This is a genomic window from Ruegeria discodermiae, assembly GCF_030758345.1.
Classification (GTDB): domain Bacteria; phylum Pseudomonadota; class Alphaproteobacteria; order Rhodobacterales; family Rhodobacteraceae; genus Ruegeria_C.
Map to the genome: position 1 here is coordinate 395,852 of NZ_JAVAMO010000001.1, position 18,909 is coordinate 414,760.

Here is an 18,909-nt window from a genome sequence, read left to right on the forward strand (position 1 = left end):
GGCTAGTCGCGTCTGCGCCGCTCAAACCTCGGCAGCATGGCCGAGAAGTCGCGGCCCTTGCCGTCTTCGGCTTCGACAAATTGCTCGTAGAGAGCAGTCGCCGCTTGGCCCATCGGCGTGTCCGCATCGGCGCTTTCGGCGGCTTGCTGGCTCAGGCGCAGGTCTTTGAGCATCAGCTCGGCGGCAAAACCAGGCTGGTAGTCATTGTCCGAAGGCGATTGCGGGCCAATGCCGGGCGCGGGGCAATAGGCGTTCATGGTCCAGCTATAGCCCGACGATGTACTGACCACGTCAAACATCTTTTGCCTGTCGAGCCCCAGCTTGTCTGCCAGCGCAAAGGCCTCGCAAGTGGCGATCATGGTGACGCCGAGGATCATGTTGTTGCAGATCTTGGCGGCCTGACCTGCGCCCGCTTCGCCGCAATGCACGGCCTTTTGGCCCATGATGTCAAACAGGGCGGCGGCCTTGGCAAAGGCATCCTCCGAACCGCCCGCCATGAAGGTGAGCGTTCCGGCGCTGGCGCCACCGACACCTCCCGAAACCGGTGCATCGACAAAGAGCAGCCCGGCCTGTTCGGCTTCCGCCGCGACCGAGCGGGCGCTTTCGACGTCGACGGTAGAGCAGTCGACAAGCGCGGCCCCAGTTTCCATCACCGGCAGGATATCCTCCGCGACCGAGCGCAGGATCGCGCCATTGGGCAGCATGGTGATCACCACCTCGGCCCCGGCAACCGCATCTCTGGCGGTGTCGGCCATGGCGATCCCATCGACCCCGACCGCAGCGGTGTCGAACCCGTGAAGTTGATGCCCCGCCTTGGCCAGATTGGCCGCCATGGGTGCGCCCATATTGCCCAGGCCGATAAATCCGATCCTCATGTCGTCTCCTCCTCGAATGTCAGACCTTCCTGGTCCAATGGGTGCAGCATCCGGGTCACGGCATCCGCCGGGACATCCATGTCCTTGTATTGCCAGCGCGGGCTGCGGTCCTTGTCGATGATCTGGGCGCGGATGCCTTCCAGAAAATCGCCATGCTCCATTGCGCGCGCGGTGAAGCGGTATTCCAGTTCCAGCGCCCTGCGGATGGTGGGCGAGGCCGCGCGCAGACGGTGCAGGATCTCGACCCCACACGCCATCGACAGGGGCGAATGGCGGGACATGGTTTTCAGCGCCTGCCGTGCCAGATCACTGTCCCGCGCGCGCAGATGGGCGAGGATATCACCCAGTGTGTCGCCGTCAAAGAGGGGGTCGATCTCGACCTCCAGACCGCGCAGATCACCGGTTGGGGCAGGGCGAGCATGGGTGTCGACCAGCGTGGCATCGCCCGAGCTTTCCAGCATATCGATCAGGTCAGCCCATTGCTCCTCCGGGATATAGTGATCCGCGAACCCGGCCAGAATGGCGTCATCCGGCCCCAGCCGATGCGCGGTAAGGGCAAGATATTCGCCCAGCCGACCCGGCGCTTGCGCCAGCATCAGCGACCCGCCCACATCGGGCACGAGGCCGATTGCAAATTCAGGCATGGAGATGCGGGAGCTATCACAGACCACCCGGTGCGAGCCGTGGCAGCCAATGCCAACGCCGCCGCCCATGGTGAAACCCTGCAGAAAGCTGACAACCGGTTTGGGGTATTCATGGATCAGCGCGTTCAGCCGGTATTCATCGCGCCAGAAGCGGCGGCCATAGTGAAAGTCGCCCTTAGTGCCGGTGTCATACAGTTCGGCAATATCACCGCCTGCGCAGAAGGCCTTGTCGCCCTCAGCATCGATGATCACCAGATCGATCGCATCATCCTCGCGCCAATTGCGCATCGCGGTGTCGATCCCGAGGCACATGCCATAGGTCATGGCATTCAGCGCCTGAGGCCGGGTCAGGGTGATCCGGCCGGCACGGCCGGTGGTGCGGATGTAGATGTCAGACATTGGCGGGACCACGCTCCATAAGTGTTTCCAAGCGTTGCGTCGCGCGCCGGGGATGTCCAGACATCAGAGCGCCGCATGTCGTGACCCAGCCCAAGAACCAGGGCCCGACAATGACGAAGGCCGCCACGGCGATTAGCAGGGTTGGCGCGAAGCTTATCATCGCGAGCTTCGCGTTCGAACCGATCATCAGCAGAGACAGAGATCCAAGGATCAACACAAGTGGCACTGCCCAGACCCACAGACCCAGGAAGAGAATAGGCGACAGGACCGGGAGCCGGATCGCCTGTTTGAGCGTCCAGATTTCATGGGCACGGAAACAGCCCATTATGCGTTTCCAAATCGCATTCATCCGGTTCGGCCCTAGCGTGCTGCCAGCATATGACGGGCCACGATCACCCGCATGATCTCATTCGTGCCTTCCAATATCTGATGCACCCGCAGGTCGCGCACAAGCTTTTCGATCCCGTAATCGGCCAGATAGCCATAGCCACCATGCAGTTGCAGGCATTGATCAACCACCTTGGACCCAGTCTCGGTCACGAATTTCTTGGCCATGGCGCAGAATTTAGTGGCATCGGGCGCAGCATTGTCCAGCTTCCAGGCCGCCTGCCGCAGAAAGGTGCGGGCGGCCTGCAGCTCGATCTCCATATCCGCCAGGCGGAATTGCAGACCCTGGAACTGGTCGATGCTCTGGCCGAAAGCTTTGCGTTCGGACATGTATTGCAGCGTCATGTTCAGCGCGGTCTGGGCCGCGCCCAGCGAGCAGGCCGAGATGTTGAGCCGCCCGCCATCCAGTCCCATCATCGCGTATTTGAACCCGTCGCCTTCCGTGCCCACAAGATTGCCCGCCGGGATCTTGCAATCATCGAACTGAACCTGCGCGGTGGGCTGGCTCTGCCATCCCATCTTCTTCTCCAGCGCGCCGAAACTGAGGCCGGGCGTGCCATCCTCGACATAGACGGTCGAGATGCCCTTGGGGCCATCGCCGCCGGTACGGACCATGCAGACATAGGCATCGGAATAACCGCCACCCGAGATGAACGCCTTGCTGCCGTTCAGCGTATAGCCCTCATTGGTGCGTTCGGCGCGGGTTTTCAGTGCGGCAGCGTCCGAGCCGGAACCGGGTTCGGTCAGGCAATAGCTGAGCACGGTGTTCAGGTTGAGGATATCGGGCATGATCCGCGTCTTGAGTGTGTCATCGGCGAAACTGTCCAGCATCTTGGCGCACATGTTGTGGATCGACAAGAAGGCAGCAACCGAGGGGCAGGCCATCGACAGCGCCTCAAAGACCAGCGTGGCGTCCAGCCGCCCCAGCCCCGCGCCGCCGCTATTCTCGGAGACATAAAGCCCGCCAAAGCCAAGTTCGCCTACACGCGGCCAAAGCTCCTTGGGGATGGTGCCGTCAGATTCCCACTGACGGGCAAAAGGCGCGATCTGCTCCTGCCCGAAGGCATGGGCCATATCGAAAATGGCGCTTTGTTCTTCGGTCAGTGCGAAATCCATGGGGTCTCCTCCACCGGCATGGTTCGAAATTGAACAGGTGTTAAATTAATACGGCTCCCGCCGGTGCCGATCAAGCCGCAAATCCGCAAAGAGCCTTTGCAGGAATGCAAAGCATTTGCGTTCCGCTGATCCTCGTGACGGTAATTCTGCCGGGTGCGCTTGTGTTTTAGCCAGCTGATCACCGGGACATCTCACTCGAAATCGGATCGCAAGCGTAAGTTGAAATACCGTTTGCCAATACCCGATCACCTACGGCATCGTGCGGGTATGCGATATGGTCCTGTTGTATATCTCCTCTCCGCCTCGGCGGCATTTGCGTCTTGCCCGGCGGATCAGAGTTCTTTCCTGTCCTGTGAAATCGAAGGAAAGTCAGAGATCTTGCAGGTCTGCTATGACGCCGAGGCCGCGTATTATTCCTATGGACCACGCGGAGGGCCAGCCGAGCTTGCCTTGTCAGAGAGCTATGACACGCTCGGCTACACGCCATGGCCCGGTGTCGGGCGCGCGATCTGGGAGGCCATCACATTCACCAATGGAGACTATACATACACGGTTTCGGGCGGTGTCGACCGCATGTTCGGTGATGAGGCCGAAGCAGATAACCCACATCCCCAATTCGGATCGGTAACGGTGAGGAAGGGGGATGACATCCTCGCCGAACTCACCTGCGACCGCGCAACGGTTGCGTTTAGCTGGTCCGATAACCTCTATGACTACAAGGAAGCTGCGGGGTTCGAATGGGATTATCGTGACCGCGGCTGGAAAACCCGCCGCTGAGATCGCCTGAACTTGTTGGTTTCACAGATCGGCGTGGAATTCTTCGATCAGGTGTTGGACCACCGCCTGTCCAGGATCGTCGCCGCGCGCGCTGGCTTCGGCGTGGACGCGGCGCTGTCGGGTGGCTGAGGTGCCGCCCTCGGCGATGCGGCGTAGCCGGGCCAGATCGCCCAGCGTTCCCAGCGCTTCGGCATCCTCGGAGAGCATGCCCATCAATTCATCAACCAGCAGCGAGATCGGCTTGATCGAGCGGTCGCCGAAATCGATCATCCCTTCGCTGACCCCGTAACGCTGCGCGCGCCAGCGGTTTTCACCGATCAGGAACCGGTCATAGGTGCGCCAGCGCAGATTGCGCGATTTCAAACGGCAGAGCATGCGCAGCAGCGCCTGATTGAGTGCGGCCAGCGCCAGCGTATGCTCCAGCCGGGGCTGCACATCCATGATCCGGGTTTCAAGCGTCGGGAATCGATGCGATGGGCGCAGGTCCCACCAAATCTTGGTGGTGTCCTCGATCACGCCCATCTCGATCAGGGTGCCGGTGGTGCGTTCATATTCCGACCAGCTGTCAAACTTGGGCGGCAATCCGGTGCGGGGCAGGTTGTCGAACACGGTCAGCCGGTAGGAGGCCAGCCCGGTATCCTCGCCATTCCAGAAGGGCGACGAGGTCGAGAGCGCCAGCAGATGCGGCAGGAAATAGCTGAGCTGTGGCATCAGGTCGGCACGCAGCGACTTGTCTGCAATCCCGATATGGACATGCATGCCGCAGATCAGCATCCGCCGCGCCACGCCGCCGAGCGCATGTTGTAGCGCGTCATAGCGGTCCTTGCGGGTGTGATGCTGATCTTTCCAGTTTGCGAAAGGGTGGCAGGAGACAGCGATGGGGGCCAGATTATGTTTCGCCGCATGCATCGAGACGCAGGCGCGCAGGCGTTTGAGGTCCTCTCGGGCGCTGGCGATGGTGGTGTGGGGGCGGGTGCCGACCTCGATCTGGCATTGCAGGAATTCGGGACTGACCTGACCCTCGAACTCGGCCTGACAGGCGGTCATCAACGCCTCGGGAGCAGTGGCGAGCTGGAACGTGTCCTTGTCGACCAGCAGATATTCCTCTTCGATGCCCAGCGTGAAGTCTTGCTGCATCCGGTTTCTCCCTTGATGGCCCGCGCCCTGTTTGGCTGCCCTTACGGCCCGCCCAGACACGTTGAGTGGCCTAAACTTCTGCAACCTAACCAGTTTTCTGCTCTCCGGTCGAGAGCGTTGAAGCGCGGGCTGAGCGGGCGGCGACGTCCGCCAAGGTTGGCGCAATGGCGGGTGTCGGAAGCGCGGGCTGATCAGATTAACACAGTTTAATTGCGTGTTCCGGTCTTCGCCAATCCGGCCAACCACCTCTTATCTTGTCCACAAGTGCGTCCCGAGCTTCTGATCACACGGATGGCCGGGCGCAAAAAAACAGAGGAGGATAAGATGAAGACCGAAACAAGCGCCTTCGCAGGCCAAACAAAGACACACCCGCTCAACACGCGCGTTTTTCAGGATGAGGCGTTCGCAAAACGCCTGGAGGCTGACCCACGCGCCGCATTGGAAGAAGTGACCGGCCCGCTGCCCCAAGGGGTCGAATACCGGTTGGTCTGGGATACCGCGACACTCAAACACGTCCATATCCCGCAACCGCCAACCACTGCTGAGATCAGCGACGCGGATCTCCTCTTTGCACAAGGGGGCAGCACGATGCTTTGCACGGCGATTGCCGTCGGAAGTGTGGCCACTGGTGTGATCAGTGCGAGCGTCACCATAAGCTACATGGTCACGACCGAGGTCTAGCGCGCTCCGCTCCGCCCGCGGTTGTGCATGCTTGCACATATACTGGGTGTTCGCGCGGGATACTCTTTCTCGCCGAACACTCTAACTTTGCTCCAAAGGGCCAAGATTGTGGCTCTGCATCCTGGACACGCCATCAGAACGGAGCAAGGCCATGAGTTGGAACCCCGCCCTTGACGCCAATATCCCGACCGGAGATGCGGTCGACGCGATCGAAACTGTCATCGTTCCACGCGCCCGCGATCTGGGCGGGTTCGAGGTGCGGCGCGCTTTGCCTGCGCCAAAACGGCAGATGGTCGGACCGTTCATCTTTTTCGATCAGATGGGACCGGCGGAGTTTCTGACCGGGCAGGGGATCGATGTGCGTCCGCACCCGCATATTGGCCTCGCCACGGTCACCTATCTCTACAAGGGCCGCCTGCATCACCGCGACTCGATGGAGATTGACCAGTGGATCACGCCCGGCGCGGTGAACCTGATGATCGCGGGCAACGGCGTCACCCATTCCGAGCGTACCGATGGCGAGGCGCGCCAGGCCCCGCTGGAGATGTTTGGCATCCAGACCTGGCTGGCTCTGCCGGAGGCGCTGGAGGACGACGCGGCCTCGTTCGAACATGCACCCGCCGATACGCTGCCGCTGCTCGAAGGCGAGGGCAAGCAAGTGCGCGTGATCCTCGGGGATGCCTGGGGCGAACGCGCGCCGGTCACGACCACATCCGAGATGTTCTATGTCGATGCGGTGCTGGAGCCGGATGCCGCCATCCCGCTGCCCGACAATCACGAAGATCGCGGGGTCTATGTGGTCGAAGGCGAGGTGAGCGTTGGCGGCCAGAATTTCGAGGCCGGTCAAATGATGGTTTTTCGCCCCGGCGACCGTCTGAGCCTCAAGGCGGGTCCGCAAGGCGCGCGGCTGATGATGCTGGGCGGGGCGACGTTCAGCGGCTCGCGTTACATTTGGTGGAATTTCGTGGCCTCGTCGCAGGACCGCATCGACGCCGCCAAAGAGGCCTGGCGCGCGGGCGACTGGACCCATGGCCGCTTCCGTTTACCACCAGGCGACAATGCCGAGTTTATCCCGCTACCGGAGCGCTGATCGCGTGGCGGATCGGGGACGGATTGCGAAATCCTCAGGCCGATCGGAAAAAAGTGCGAATGCGTGCTTGACCCTGCACCGCACTGCCCATAATACACGCAAACGCTCGGGCGACCGGGTAAGACAGCGGGCGGTTGTAGCTCAGTTGGTTAGAGTACCGGCCTGTCACGCCGGGGGTCGCGGGTTCGAGCCCCGTCAACCGCGCCACTGCTGTCATCCTGCGGACCCGGGACAAGCGGTCCATGAAAACGATGCGCGGTTGTAGCTCAGTTGGTTAGAGTACCGGCCTGTCACGCCGGGGGTCGCGGGTTCGAGCCCCGTCAACCGCGCCATTTTCTTTCTTTTTGGTAATCCAGATCACAGTCAACGCGCCTCTGCCCGTGATAGCTGCGCGCTGCGGGTCTATTTTGGCCCGTGTGACGGAGACCGATTATGCCGACGAAGATTAAGACCAAGAACCAGAAGCCCAAAAAGAAGATCTTTACCATTTCGGGGATCGATCTGGACGCGCTGACCACGATTCTGGACAAGCGCGACACCTGGGGGGCGTATCGGCCCAATGTTTCGCTCGTGCCCAAATATGACAAGACCAAGACGGTGACCGAGATCACCATCACGCTCAAGCCGGTGATGGATATCCCGAAATGGAAGGAACTCTCCAAATCTACCAAGAAGCGTCAGGCGGAATGGAACCGCATGGTGATCGCGCTGGAAAAGTACCTGCGCAAGCTCTATGCGCTGTCGCTTGAGGCGCTGGTCAAGGTCGTCAAGGATCTGGAAGGCAAGGACGGTCTTAAGAAGGCGGATTTCATCAAGGAACAGAAGAAAGCCAAGGAAGCCATTGAAAAGGCGGCCAAGGACTATGACAGCAAGCAGATGGGCGGCTACAAGCAGGGCGTCGAACTGGCCGACATTCCGCCCGACCCGCCCGAAGTGAAACAAGCGATCTCGAATCCGAAACTGGTGGTCTATTCGGTTGGCGGCAACACCATTGAACAGGTCTTCAACAACCTTAACAAGCGCAAGTTCTGGGGGCGTTACCGCTCGAACCAGTCAAAAACGGCCACCTATCAGCTGGACGGTCATATCAAGACAATCACCGTGACCGCCAAGCCGGTGATCACCATGCCGAAATGGAAGAATTATTCCAAGGGCAACAAGGGGCAGAAGGGCACCTGGGACACTATGTGGAAAAAGCTCAAGGCGCATGAGGACAATCATCACAAAATTTTCCTGAAATGTGTCAAGAGCTTCGAGGAAGATCTTAAATCCGATAACGTCACCAAGAAGGAGCTTCCGACCCATTGGCGGGACGAGACCAAAAGCTGGCAGGATGATCAGGACGCCTATGACTCACCAGCCCAATCGGATCACGGGATCAACGAAGGGGTTGAACTGGATTTCTCGCACGATCCCTGATTTTCGGCATCATGCGAGGTTTTGACTTCGGACCCGAACGATCCTCCGGACGGGGCGGGCTCACGGCAGAGCTTGGCGTCTAGGTTGTCGGGATCGTCGCAAGGGACATTCCCGACCTGATGCGTGACTTGGAGGCCAGATTGCGGGCGGTACTCTACCCCCCGCAGATCAATCGGTTCTTGAGGTGTTTCAGCGCTCGGGGATCAACGGGTTGATCCCCGAACAACCGCCATCAGGTCAGCGCGTCCAGCACCCGCGCCCAGGACCGGATGCCCTTGTGAAAGCTCTTGAGGTCGTATTTCTCGTTGGGCGAGTGAATCGCGTCATCCTCATTGGCATAGCCGATCAGCATCGCATCCATACCCAGAATGTCCTTGAAGAACCCAACGACGGGGATCGAGCCGCCCATGCCGGTGAACACCGCCTCGCGGTCCCATTCATCCGAGAGCGCGCCGCGCGCGGCCTCGAACTCCGGACGATGGATATTCATCACCGAGGCGCGGGAGCCTTCCAGGTCATTGTCCCAGACCACTTTGGTATCCGGGGCCAGACGATCCTCGACATGTTTGCGGATATTGCGGCGCAGCGCGTCCGGGTCCATATCGCCCACCAGTCGGCAGGTCAGCTTGCAATGGGCCTCAGACGGGATCACGGTCTTGGACCCGGCGCCATTATAGCCGCCCCAGATACCGTTGATTTCAAGCGTCGGGCGCGCCCATTGCTGTTCCAGCGTGGAATAGCCCGTTTCCCCATGCGGCTGGCTGTAGCCGACCGAGCTCAGATACTCCTCCTCGTCAAATCCGCAATTCTGCCATTGGCGCAGCTGGTCTGCGGGCACCTCATGCACGCCCTCATAAAACCCCTCAACCGCGACGCGCCCGCTTTCGGGATCGTGGAACGAGGCGATGATGCGGGATATCTCGCGCAGAGGGTTCAGGCCGGGGCCGCCATAGTGACCCGAATGCAGGTCGATGCGCGGGCCGATCAGAGTGAATTCATCCTTCAGCATGCCGCGCAACTGCGCCGCGATCGACGGCACTCCGCGAGATACCATTGAGGTATCGCAGACCAACGCCAGATCGGCTTTCAGCTCGACCTTGTGCGCCTCAAGGAAGGGCACCAGCGAGGGCGAGCCGCTTTCTTCTTCGCCCTCGAAGAAGAAGGTGATGCGGCAGGGCAATTCGCCATGCACGGCCTTCCAGGCGCGGCAGGCTTCGACAAAGGTCATCAGCTGGCCCTTGTCGTCCGAGGACCCGCGACCGCGAATGATGGTGCCATTCTCGGTCTCGTGCAGATCGGGATCGAAAGGCGCGCGTTGCCAGAGCTCAAGCGGGTCGACCGGCTGCACATCGTAATGGCCGTAAAACAGCAAATGCGGCCCGCTGTCACCCACATGCCCCACCACCATCGGATGACCCGGCGTGGTGCGTTTTTCGGCCTGAATGCCGTTGCTTTGCAGATCGCGCACCAGCCAGTCGGCGGCCTGATCACAATTTTCGGTATAGGCCGGATCGGTCGAGATCGAAGGGATGCGCAACAACTCCATCAGGCGCTCGGTGGCCTTGGGCAGGTCGTCGTCGATTCGTGCCAGCACGTCAGCTAGAGACATTCGTGAACTCCGAAGATTTTGAGATTTTCTGCGCCAGACCGTATCATTGTCGCGGCGAGTGTCCAGTTTGACTTGATTGAAGTCAAAGATGCGACATGACGCCCTTGTCTAATGTATTGATTGAACCGGGGAGGGGCTGTATCCACCTCTAACGCAAAATCGGTCGCCGGACCGTCGTTTCGATCCACATCGGGGCGGAAGCCAAGGAGAAGCATGTTGGACTATACCGCACAGCTTGATACCGCCATTGCGCGTCTGCATGAAGAGGGCCGTTATCGGACCTTCATCGATATTGAGCGTCGCAACGGCAATTTTCCACATGCCGTCTGGACCCGGCCCGATGGCAGCCAGCAACCCATCACCGTCTGGTGCGGCAATGACTACCTTGGCATGGGGCAGAACCCGATTGTGCTGAACGCGATGCATGAGGCGATTGATGCCGCAGGTGCGGGCTCGGGCGGGACGCGCAACATCTCTGGCACTACGGTCTACCACAAACAGCTTGAGGCCGAACTGGCTGATCTGCATGACAAGGAATCCGCGCTGCTATTCACCTCGGCCTATATCGCCAATGACGCCACGCTCAGCACGCTGCCGAAACTGTTTCCCGGTCTGATCATCTATTCCGATGCGCTGAACCACGCCTCGATGATCGAAGGCGTGCGCCGCAATGGTGGGGCCAAGCGCATCTTCCGTCACAATGATGTGGCCCATCTGCGTGAATTGCTTGAGGCGGATGATCCCAAAGCACCGAAGCTGATCGCCTTTGAATCGGTCTATTCCATGGATGGCGATTTTGGTCCCATCGAAGAGATCTGCGATCTGGCCGACGAGTTTGGCGCGTTGACTTATATCGATGAGGTCCATGCAGTGGGCATGTATGGTCCCCGCGGCGGTGGCGTGACCGAGCGTGACCGTCTGGCGCACCGGATCGACATCATCAACGGCACGCTGGCCAAGGCCTTTGGCGTGATGGGCGGCTATATCGCCGCATCGGACAAAATGTGTGATGCCATAAGGTCTTACGCGCCGGGCTTCATCTTCACCACCTCGCTGCCGCCGTCGGTTGCAGCAGGTGCGGCGGCATCGGTCGCATATCTCAAGGGCGCGCCTGAGCTGCGCGAGCGGCACCAGACCCAAGCAAAGATTCTCAAACTGCGCCTGAAAGGTTTGGGACTGCCGCTTATTGATCACGGATCGCATATTGTTCCGGTGATGGTCGGAAATCCGGTGCATACCAAGAAGTTGAGCGATATGCTGCTGGAAGATCACGGCATCTATGTCCAGCCGATCAACTTCCCGACGGTTCCGCGTGGAACTGAACGGCTGCGCTTTACGCCATCCCCCGTTCATGGCCCCGATGAGATGAATGCATTAGTGCACGCGATGGACGAATTATGGTCACATTGTGCGCTAAATCGCGCCGAACTTGCCGGATAAGCTCTTCGCTGAGTATGCAAATCCGATAGCTGCGTGTTACAGTTAAGTTAACAATAAGCGTGAACGAATCGCATTGGGGCGATTTCATGCACTGCTTACACTCGCGGCAGGCAAAACGGGGCGGCAGAAATGATTGGGCGTAGACCCCAACCAGTAGAGTCCGAGGAATCGGAAGTCGTGAGACCCAAGGGGTTTGACGATTTTGAATTGCGTCTGGGCGATACCATGCGTGGCGAGCGGGCGACCCTGGGCAAATCTCTGCTGGATGTGCAGCGCGAGCTGCGGATCAAGGCCAACTATATCGCCGCCATCGAAAACTCCGATCCATCCGCCTTTGACACGCCCGGCTTCATCGCCGGGTATGTTCGTTCCTATGCGCGCTATCTGGGCATGGACCCGGATGAGACTTTTGCCTCTTTCTGTGAAGAAAGCGGGTTCGAGGTGGCGCATGGCATGTCGGCGCAGGCCTCGGTGATCAAGAAATCCGGCTCTGAGGTGATCGCCAGGGGACCGATCGGGCATGACCCGTTCATCTCGCCCAACACCCCCTTCATTCCCGGCGGCGACTCCGTCTTTTCGCAGATCGAACCGCGCGCCATCGGCTCGCTTCTGGTGCTGGTCGCGTTGATCGGTGGCATTGGCTATGGCGGCTGGAGCGTGCTGAAACAGGTGCAGCAGGTGCAATTGGCTCCAGTCGAACAGGCGCCGCTGGTGCTGGCCGATCTTGACCCGCTTGAAGGGGCGCTGCTGACCGAAGAGCCCGGCGTCGAAGATGGGGCGCCAACGGCGGATGCGCTGGATCGCCTCTATCGTCCGCAGGCGCTGGATGTGCCGGTTCTGGTTTCGCGCGATGCGCCGATCTCGACGCTGGATCCCCGCACCGTTGGCAGCTTCCGCCCGCCGGAACTGCCCGAGGTGCAGATCGCCGATTACCAGCGCAAGGAAGAGTTGATCGGGCCGCAATTCCCCTCGGTTCCGCAAGTGGTCGAAGATGCGGCGCCCAGCCTGCAGATGGTCGCGGTCCGCCCCTCCTGGGTGCGGGTGACGGCGGCGGATGGCACGCATATTTATGAAAAGATCATGGAGCCGGGCGAAGTCTATGAGGTTCCGCTGACCGAAGAACCGCCGAAATTGCGGGCCGGTGAATCCGGGGCTGTTTATTTCGTGGTGAACGGCGCGCATTATGGGCCGGTTGGCGAAAAGGGCGTTGTGACCAAGAATCTACCGCTCTCGATCGATGCGGTGAACGAGCGCTATCAGGTGGCCGACATCAAGCAGGATGGCGATCTGGCCCGCGTCGTGGCGGAAATGCAGACATTGCCGGACGAAACAGCGCAGGCTGCGCAGTGATCTGACCGTTGCGGGCCGTCCCGCATCGCCCTATGTATCCCCCAAAGACATAGAGACCGGCTCGCCGCCGCAGACAGGGATCCCCATGTCGCTCAATCACGTGCGCCCCTGGCGCAACATATATCGCCGCAAATCCCGTCAGATCATGGTGGGCAACGTCCCCGTTGGTGGTGACGCGCCGATCTCGGTGCAGACCATGACCAACACGCTGACCACGGATGTGGCCGCGACCGTGGCACAGGTGGACGCCGCCGCCGAGGCGGGCGCCGATCTGGTCCGTGTCTCGGTGCCGGATGAGGCCTCCTCGAAAGCGCTGAAAGAGATTATCAAAGAGGTGGCGGTCCCGATCGTCGCTGACATCCATTTCCACTACAAACGCGGTATCGAAGCGGCTGAGGCGGGCGCGGCCTGCCTGCGCATCAATCCGGGCAATATCGGGGACGAGACCCGCGTCAAAGAGGTCATCAAGGCCGCGCGCGACCATGATTGCTCGATCCGGATCGGGGTCAATGCAGGCAGTCTGGAACGTCACTTGCTGGAGAAATACGGCGAGCCGTGCCCCGAGGCGATGGTGGAAAGCGGCCTCGAACATATTCGCATTCTGGAAGACAATGACTTCCACAATTTCAAGATCAGCGTGAAGGCCAGCGACGTCTTTCTGTCAGCCGCGGCCTATCAGGGCATTGCCGAGGCCACCGATGCACCGATCCATCTGGGCATCACCGAGGCGGGCGGGCTGGTCTCTGGCACCATCAAATCCGCCATCGGGCTGGGCAACCTGCTGTGGATGGGGATCGGCGACACGATCCGCGTCAGCCTCAGCGCCGATCCGGTGGAAGAGGTCAAGGTCGGCTATGAAATCCTGAAATCGCTGGGCCTGCGTCATCGCGGCGTTAATATCATCTCCTGCCCGTCCTGTGCCCGGCAGGGCTTCGACGTGATCAAGACGGTCGAAGCACTGGAAAAACGTCTGGAACATATCAAAACGCCCATGAGCCTCAGCATCATCGGCTGCGTCGTGAACGGGCCGGGCGAGGCGTTGATGACCGATGTGGGCTTTACCGGCGGCGGAGCCGGATCGGGCATGGTCTATCTGGCGGGCAAGCAGAGCCACAAACTGTCGAATGATCAGATGATCGACCACATTGTCGAGCAGGTCGAGGCCAAGGCCGAACAGATTGAGGCAGAAAAGGCGGCCTCGGATCAGGCCGCCGAATAAGTTTCATCATGCATGAGCTATGAACGGCAACAATTTGTTGCTGTTTGTTTTTCACCCGCGTTCGGCGCGCACGCCATCCACAATCTGTTGCATCTGGTCGGCGGGCAGGAAGCCGCGCAGCATCTCGGATTCCAAAACAAAGCTGGGCGTTCCCGAGATTTGCAGCTTTTGCGCCAACTCGCGGGTCTGGCTGATCTCTTCGGTCACCGCGTCGCTGTCCATCGCTGCGAGGATCGCATCGCTATCCAGCCCCAGCCCGTCCGAGAGGCGGCGCAGTGTCACATCGGAGACATCGCCGCCGAATTCCAGCAGTGCGTCATGTACCTGCTTATAGGCATCGTCGCCCGCAACCTGTTTGGTGGCGATGGCGAAACGCGACGACAGAACCGAGGCATCGCCCAGGATCGGCAATTCCTTGATCACCAGCCGGATATTGCCGTCTTCGGCCAACAGGCTGGCCACTTCGGGCACGGCGCGGCGGCAATAGCCGCAGCGGTAATCCATGAACTCGACCAAGGTGATATCGCCATCCGGGTTGCCACCGACCCAGCTATAGCCGTCGTTGAACAGCGCATCGGCATTGGCCTGCACCAGTTCCTGATCGGCAAACGCGGCCGCCTGCTGCTGCTGTTGTTCGAGAATTTCAATCGCCTCGACGATCACTTCGGGGTTTTCCAGCAGATAGCTGCGCACCTGTTCGCCAAAGGTGGCGCGCTCTTCCTCGGTCATGGAATTCAGATCAAACGCCTGAACAGGCTGGGCGATTAGCGTGAGCGCGGTCAGGGCCGGGGCGGCAAAGCGGAACATTATCTCTTCCTTCTTTTCTTTTCAGCTCGTTTGGCGGCAAGAAGCACATCTTCGGCCCGTTGCCAACCGGGTGATCCGGTGGACAGTTGAGCAACGGCCCGCTGTGCATGCAGGCCCGCATCTTCCATTCGGCCATTTAGCGCATAACGTTCCGCCGTCACCAGCGACGCCATACCAGTCTGACCGAGTTTTGAATAGGCCACCGCCAGATCGCGCATCATCCGCGCATCGCGAAAATCACGGGTGCGGGCGCGTTCCAGCACCGGCAGCGCCTCTTTGGGGCGATCCAGCGCCAGCAGTGCGCGGCCATATCCGGCAAGGATCAGCGGCTCAGTGGGCGCAATTTCGGCGGCGGCCGCATAGGTCTGCATCGCCTCGGATGTGCGGCGGTTTTCCATCAGGATCTGGCCCTTCAGTTCCAGATAATAGGGATCGTCGGGCTTCAGGCTCAGCGCACGGTCAATGGCCGCGCGGGCCTGAGACAGGTTTTGGCTGCGGTGATAGGCGGCGGCCTCGCGCATGGCGCGGATATCGGCATAAGGTTCCGACTGCGCCCGGCGCATCGTCCATTTCGGGCTGCGCATAAAGGCCGAGAGCTTGCCCTTGACCCGTGCGAACCAGTAGTCGGCATTTTCGTTTGGTTCGGCGCCGTCGCCAAAGGCGGCCACATAGGATTCAGCCGCCCGCATCCGGTCGCGGTTCATCGGGTGCGAGCGCATATAGGGGTCCTGTAGGGACTCGCTCAGCGTTTCCTGCCCCACGAATTTGCGGTGCAGTTGGACCATGCCGCGCGGGCTGATGCCAGCGGCGCGCAGGAAGCTTACGGCGGAGCGGTCGGCAGCGGATTCCTCGGCGCGCGTGTGTTTGAGAAAGCTGCGCAATGCCGATGTCTGCGTGCCCGCAGCTATGCCGCCGCCGGCCTCGGGGCTGCCAGCAGCCGCGACCGCGAGGCCCAGCAGAAAGCCAAGGGCCGAGGCGGTTTGTGCGCTCTGGATGTTGCCGAGGCGGCGCGCGATATGGCCGTTGGCGATGTGGGCGGCCTCATGCGCGATCACCGCCTGCAGCATCTCCGGGGTCTCGACCTGCAGGATCAGGCCGTAATTGATGTAGATCGCGTTGTTGTCGACAACAAAGGCGTTGAAGCTGTCGTCGTTGACCAGCAATACCTTGACCCGTCTGGGATTCAGCCCCGCCGCCCGCAGGATCGGAAAGGATAGCTCGCGCAGGCCGTTTTCGATATCCGCGTCGCGCAGCAGACCTACTGCGCCAGCCTGGATCGCACTCAGCAGCAAGAGCAGGCAGCTCAGCGCCAGAGCCGGGATTGACGCCAGCCGGGATACGCGATCAAAAGCCATGGCCGCAACATGGGAGATGGGCATGAGAAACTCAACCCGGTCCAGGGTCGATCCCTTCATCGTGATGGACGTGATGGAGGCCGCCCGCCGCGCCGAAGAGGCCGGGCGCCACATCATCCATATGGAGGTTGGCCAGCCGGGCACAGGCGCGCCCAAGGGCGCGCTGGCGGCGCTTGGGGCGCGGATGACATCCGATCCGATGGGCTACACTGTTGCGCTGGGTCTGCCCGCTTTGCGTCAGCGTATCGCCCGGCTTTATGGCGACTGGTACAATGTCGATCTGAACCCCGAACGGGTGATCGTGACATCCGGCTCCTCGGCGGGGTTCCTGCTGGCCTTCACCGCGCTTTTCGACAGCGGCGATCGGGTCGGTATCGGCGCGCCGGGCTATCCCTCCTATCGGCAGATTCTGCGCGCGCTGGGGCTCGAACCGGTCGATCTGCCCACCGCGCCGGAAAACCGGCTGCAACCGGTGGCAGAGGATTTCGCCGGGCTTGAACTGGCCGGTCTGATGGTGGCCTCTCCGGCCAATCCAACCGGCACGATGCTGGGCCGTGAGGCGCTGGGGGCGCTGATCGACGCGGCGCAGGGGCAGGGGGCGTCGTTCATCTCGGACGAGATTTATCACGGTCTGGAATATGAGGCCAAAGCGGTCAGCGCGCTTGAGATCAGCGATGAGGTCTATGTGATCAACTCGTTCTCCAAGTATTTTTCGATGACCGGATGGCGGGTGGGCTGGATGGTGGTGCCCGAGGATCACATCCGCACGATTGAACGCCTGGCCCAGAACATGTTCATCTGCGCCCCCCATGCCAGCCAGGTGGCCGCGCTGGCAGCGATGGAATGCGAGGACGAATTACAGGCCAATGTGGATGTCTACCGCCGCAACCGTCAGCTGATGCTGGAAGGGCTGCCAAAGGCGGGCTTAACCAATATCGCGCCGCCTGACGGGGCGTTTTACGTCTATGCCGATGTTTCCGACCTGACCAATGACAGCCGCGCCTTTGCCGCCGAAATTCTCGAACACGCCGCGGTCGCGGTGACGCCGGGGCTCGACTTCGACCCGGCGCGCGGGCATCACACCTTGCGGTTCTCTTATGCGCGGGCCACGGCGGATATCGAAGAGGGGCTGACGCGGCTGCGCGAATTCATGCGATCTCGCGGATAGGTGTTTTCCTCATGCCGATTGCTCTTGTATGATCGCGCAAAACGGCAAGCAAAAGACCGAAGGCAATGAGCAGAATTTTCAAGATCGCAACACTGGCCCTTGGGCTGGTTTTCGCCTTGACGGGCGTACTTTGGGCACAGGGTTTTGGCGGGCTGGCGCGCGTTGACGCCGGGCGCAGCCTGATTACGGATGCGGGTCGCGAGGTGGGCGTCGATCTGCATCTAAGCCAGGGCGTGCCATACCGGGTGTTCACATTGGACAGCCCGCCGCGCCTTGTTCTGGACTTCAAGGAAGTGGACTGGTCCGGGCTGGATGCCAGTGATCTGAACAAAAGCGCGCGGATTTCGGATGTGAAGTTCGGCACTTACGTGCCGGGCTGGTCCCGCATGGTCCTGGCGCTGACGGGGACGCTTTCGGTGGCGCAGGCCGGGCTGGAGGTCGACCCGGTCACCGGCGGCGCGCATCTGGCGATCCGGCTGGCGCCGGTGGAGGCCGAGGATTTCGCCGCTGCCGCAGGCGCGCTTCGCGACCCGCGCTGGGACTTGCCGGACCCCCAGCAGTTTGATCGCCCGTCCCCACGCAGGGCAGACGCGCCGCTGCGCGTGATGCTCGACCCGGGCCATGGCGGGATCGACCCGGGGGCTGAAACCGAACAGGTCGTGGAAAAGCATCTGGTGCTGACCTTCGCGCGCGAATTGCGCGAGCTTTTGGTGCGCAGCGACAGGTTCGAGGTCACGCTGACCCGAGATGCGGATTATTTCGTCTCGCTGGAGCGCCGCATCGCACTGGCGCATGAAGCAGGCGCGGATATTTTCATTTCACTGCATGCTGATGCGCTGGCCGAGGGGCAGGCTCATGGCGCGACGGTTTATACGCTGTCGGATGAGGCCTCCGACATTGCCAGTGCCAAACTGGCCGAGCGTCATGATCGCGACGACCTGCTCTCGGGCGTTGATCTGAGCGATACCGATGATGAAGTCACCGATATTCTGCTCGATCTGGCGCGCCAGGAAACCCGGCCCCGCTCGCAAACCCTGGCGCGCGTGCTGGTCGACAATATCGCCGCCCAGGGCACGCCGATGAACCGGCGGCCGCTGCGCTCGGCTTCCTTTTCGGTGCTCAAGGCCGCCGATATTCCCTCGGTTCTGATCGAAATCGGGTTCCTGTCCTCGCCCCGTGACCTGGAAAACCTGGTGGACCCCGCGTGGCGCGCGACCATGGCAACAGGCATCCGCAACGCGCTGCAGGACTGGCGGGCACAGGATCAGGCCCGCCGCGCACTGGTCCGGCACTGATATCCTCACAAGCCGGTCTGCGCCTTGAACGCGCCATCGGGTCCAGCGGCGGCGGAGCAAGGCTCATGATCGGCAAAGGCCCGCGCGCCGCGCCTTGCGTGACGAAACGTTTCCGGTTCGTGTTTTGACGCCCCGCATCGG

General features: G+C 61.0%; 17 protein-coding genes and 2 tRNA genes. 11 read left to right on the forward strand and 8 right to left on the reverse strand.

Annotated elements, in window-relative coordinates; genetic code table 11:
* Window positions 1–2: 2 nt before the first annotated feature.
* Genes mmsB through Q5Y75_RS01975 form a run of 4 tightly spaced genes read right to left on the reverse strand, consistent with a single transcriptional unit; the run spans window position 3 to window position 3,421 of the window.
* A complete protein-coding gene (mmsB, locus tag Q5Y75_RS01960; protein WP_306193812.1) occupies window positions 3–875 on the reverse strand; it encodes a 3-hydroxyisobutyrate dehydrogenase in 873 nt (290 codons plus the stop codon).
* Window positions 872–1,918, reverse strand: a complete 1,047-nt coding sequence (locus Q5Y75_RS01965) for an enoyl-CoA hydratase/isomerase family protein (protein ID WP_306193813.1) — start codon at window positions 1,916–1,918, stop codon at window positions 872–874. The genes mmsB and Q5Y75_RS01965 overlap by 4 nt, the downstream gene beginning before the upstream one ends.
* Window positions 1,911–2,243, reverse strand: coding sequence for a hypothetical protein (locus Q5Y75_RS01970; protein WP_306193814.1), 333 nt, complete (start codon window positions 2,241–2,243; stop codon window positions 1,911–1,913). The genes Q5Y75_RS01965 and Q5Y75_RS01970 overlap by 8 nt, the downstream gene beginning before the upstream one ends.
* A 35-nt stretch (window positions 2,244–2,278) precedes the next feature.
* A complete protein-coding gene (locus tag Q5Y75_RS01975) occupies window positions 2,279–3,421 on the reverse strand; it encodes an acyl-CoA dehydrogenase family protein (protein ID WP_306193816.1) in 1,143 nt (380 codons plus the stop codon).
* A gap of 378 nt (window positions 3,422–3,799) precedes the next feature.
* On the opposite strand from Q5Y75_RS01975, the gene Q5Y75_RS01980 reads away from it, so the two are divergent.
* Window positions 3,800–4,198, forward strand: a complete 399-nt coding sequence (locus Q5Y75_RS01980; RefSeq protein WP_306193817.1) for a hypothetical protein — start codon at window positions 3,800–3,802, stop codon at window positions 4,196–4,198.
* 21 nt (window positions 4,199–4,219) lie between these two features.
* Here Q5Y75_RS01980 and Q5Y75_RS01985 read toward each other — a convergent pair whose 3' ends face one another.
* Window positions 4,220–5,335, reverse strand: a complete 1,116-nt coding sequence (locus tag Q5Y75_RS01985; RefSeq protein WP_306193818.1) for a carboxylate-amine ligase — start codon at window positions 5,333–5,335, stop codon at window positions 4,220–4,222.
* Window positions 5,336–5,659: 324 nt separating this feature from the next.
* On the opposite strand from Q5Y75_RS01985, the gene Q5Y75_RS01990 reads away from it, so the two are divergent.
* The 5 genes from Q5Y75_RS01990 to Q5Y75_RS02010 all read left to right on the forward strand — a co-directional run bounded on the left by Q5Y75_RS01990 (window position 5,660) and on the right by Q5Y75_RS02010 (window position 8,525).
* Window positions 5,660–6,016 (forward strand): hypothetical protein, encoded by a 357-nt coding sequence (locus Q5Y75_RS01990; protein ID WP_306193819.1) that lies wholly within the window; start codon window positions 5,660–5,662, stop codon window positions 6,014–6,016.
* A 151-nt stretch (window positions 6,017–6,167) separates the two neighbouring features.
* Window positions 6,168–7,106, forward strand: a complete 939-nt coding sequence (locus Q5Y75_RS01995) for a pirin family protein (protein WP_306193821.1) — start codon at window positions 6,168–6,170, stop codon at window positions 7,104–7,106.
* 130 nt (window positions 7,107–7,236) lie between these two features.
* A tRNA-Asp gene (locus Q5Y75_RS02000) sits at window positions 7,237–7,313 on the forward strand.
* Between the two features lie 48 nt (window positions 7,314–7,361).
* Window positions 7,362–7,438: transfer RNA gene (locus Q5Y75_RS02005), tRNA-Asp, on the forward strand.
* A 100-nt stretch (window positions 7,439–7,538) separates the two neighbouring features.
* Complete coding sequence (locus Q5Y75_RS02010) at window positions 7,539–8,525, forward strand: DUF922 domain-containing protein (RefSeq protein ID WP_306193823.1); 987 nt, start codon at window positions 7,539–7,541, stop codon at window positions 8,523–8,525.
* A 232-nt stretch (window positions 8,526–8,757) separates the two neighbouring features.
* Here the strand turns inward: Q5Y75_RS02010 and Q5Y75_RS02015 are convergent, their stop codons facing one another.
* A complete protein-coding gene (locus Q5Y75_RS02015) occupies window positions 8,758–10,134 on the reverse strand; it encodes a M20/M25/M40 family metallo-hydrolase (RefSeq protein WP_306193824.1) in 1,377 nt (458 codons plus the stop codon).
* Window positions 10,135–10,350: 216 nt separating this feature from the next.
* Between Q5Y75_RS02015 and hemA the strand changes: the two genes are divergently transcribed.
* The 3 genes from hemA (at window position 10,351) to ispG (ending at window position 14,143) form a co-directional block, all read left to right on the forward strand.
* A complete protein-coding gene (hemA, locus tag Q5Y75_RS02020; protein ID WP_306195662.1) occupies window positions 10,351–11,574 on the forward strand; it encodes a 5-aminolevulinate synthase in 1,224 nt (407 codons plus the stop codon).
* A gap of 129 nt (window positions 11,575–11,703) precedes the next feature.
* Window positions 11,704–12,924: a helix-turn-helix domain-containing protein gene (locus tag Q5Y75_RS02025; protein ID WP_306193825.1), complete on the forward strand. Its 1,221-nt coding sequence runs from the start codon at window positions 11,704–11,706 to the stop codon at window positions 12,922–12,924.
* Window positions 12,925–13,009: 85 nt separating this feature from the next.
* Window positions 13,010–14,143 carry a flavodoxin-dependent (E)-4-hydroxy-3-methylbut-2-enyl-diphosphate synthase gene (ispG, locus tag Q5Y75_RS02030; RefSeq protein WP_306193826.1) on the forward strand — a complete coding sequence of 378 codons (1,134 nt, stop codon included), beginning with the start codon at window positions 13,010–13,012 and terminating at the stop codon, window positions 14,141–14,143.
* A 51-nt stretch (window positions 14,144–14,194) separates the two neighbouring features.
* On the opposite strand, the gene Q5Y75_RS02035 is transcribed toward ispG, so the two are convergent.
* Complete coding sequence (locus Q5Y75_RS02035) at window positions 14,195–14,950, reverse strand: DsbA family protein (protein ID WP_306193827.1); 756 nt, start codon at window positions 14,948–14,950, stop codon at window positions 14,195–14,197.
* Entirely contained in the window at window positions 14,950–16,329 is a 1,380-nt protein-coding gene (locus tag Q5Y75_RS02040; protein ID WP_306193828.1) for a M48 family metalloprotease, read from the reverse strand. The genes Q5Y75_RS02035 and Q5Y75_RS02040 overlap by 1 nt, the downstream gene beginning before the upstream one ends.
* Between Q5Y75_RS02040 and Q5Y75_RS02045 the strand changes: the two genes are divergently transcribed.
* Both Q5Y75_RS02045 and Q5Y75_RS02050 read left to right on the forward strand, forming a co-directional pair.
* On the forward strand, window positions 16,328–17,473 hold the full coding sequence (locus Q5Y75_RS02045) for a pyridoxal phosphate-dependent aminotransferase (protein WP_306193830.1): 1,146 nt from the start codon (window positions 16,328–16,330) through the stop codon (window positions 17,471–17,473). The genes Q5Y75_RS02040 and Q5Y75_RS02045 overlap by 2 nt on opposite strands.
* Window positions 17,474–17,538: 65 nt before the next feature.
* Window positions 17,539–18,768, forward strand: coding sequence for an N-acetylmuramoyl-L-alanine amidase (locus Q5Y75_RS02050; protein WP_306193831.1), 1,230 nt, complete (start codon window positions 17,539–17,541; stop codon window positions 18,766–18,768).
* Window positions 18,769–18,909 lie beyond the last annotated feature (141 nt).

Coding starts and splice junctions, on each gene's coding strand:
- mmsB (WP_306193812.1), bottom strand. CDS start 875: ATGAGGATCGGATTTATCGGCCTGGGCAATATGGGCGCACCCATGGCG.
- Q5Y75_RS01965 (WP_306193813.1), bottom strand. CDS start 1,918: ATGTCTGACATCTACATCCGCACCACCGGCCGTGCCGGCCGGATCACC.
- Q5Y75_RS01970 (WP_306193814.1), bottom strand. CDS start 2,243: ATGGGCTGTTTCCGTGCCCATGAAATCTGGACGCTCAAACAGGCGATC.
- Q5Y75_RS01975 (WP_306193816.1), bottom strand. CDS start 3,421: ATGGATTTCGCACTGACCGAAGAACAAAGCGCCATTTTCGATATGGCC.
- Q5Y75_RS01985 (WP_306193818.1), bottom strand. CDS start 5,335: ATGCAGCAAGACTTCACGCTGGGCATCGAAGAGGAATATCTGCTGGTC.
- Q5Y75_RS01990 (WP_306193819.1), top strand. CDS start 5,660: ATGAAGACCGAAACAAGCGCCTTCGCAGGCCAAACAAAGACACACCCG.
- Q5Y75_RS01995 (WP_306193821.1), top strand. CDS start 6,168: ATGAGTTGGAACCCCGCCCTTGACGCCAATATCCCGACCGGAGATGCG.
- Q5Y75_RS02010 (WP_306193823.1), top strand. CDS start 7,539: ATGCCGACGAAGATTAAGACCAAGAACCAGAAGCCCAAAAAGAAGATC.
- Q5Y75_RS02015 (WP_306193824.1), bottom strand. CDS start 10,134: ATGTCTCTAGCTGACGTGCTGGCACGAATCGACGACGACCTGCCCAAG.
- Q5Y75_RS02025 (WP_306193825.1), top strand. CDS start 11,704: ATGATTGGGCGTAGACCCCAACCAGTAGAGTCCGAGGAATCGGAAGTC.
- ispG (WP_306193826.1), top strand. CDS start 13,010: ATGTCGCTCAATCACGTGCGCCCCTGGCGCAACATATATCGCCGCAAA.
- Q5Y75_RS02035 (WP_306193827.1), bottom strand. CDS start 14,950: ATGTTCCGCTTTGCCGCCCCGGCCCTGACCGCGCTCACGCTAATCGCC.
- Q5Y75_RS02045 (WP_306193830.1), top strand. CDS start 16,328: ATGAGAAACTCAACCCGGTCCAGGGTCGATCCCTTCATCGTGATGGAC.
- Q5Y75_RS02040 (WP_306193828.1), bottom strand. CDS start 16,329: ATGCCCATCTCCCATGTTGCGGCCATGGCTTTTGATCGCGTATCCCGG.
- Q5Y75_RS02050 (WP_306193831.1), top strand. CDS start 17,539: ATGAGCAGAATTTTCAAGATCGCAACACTGGCCCTTGGGCTGGTTTTC.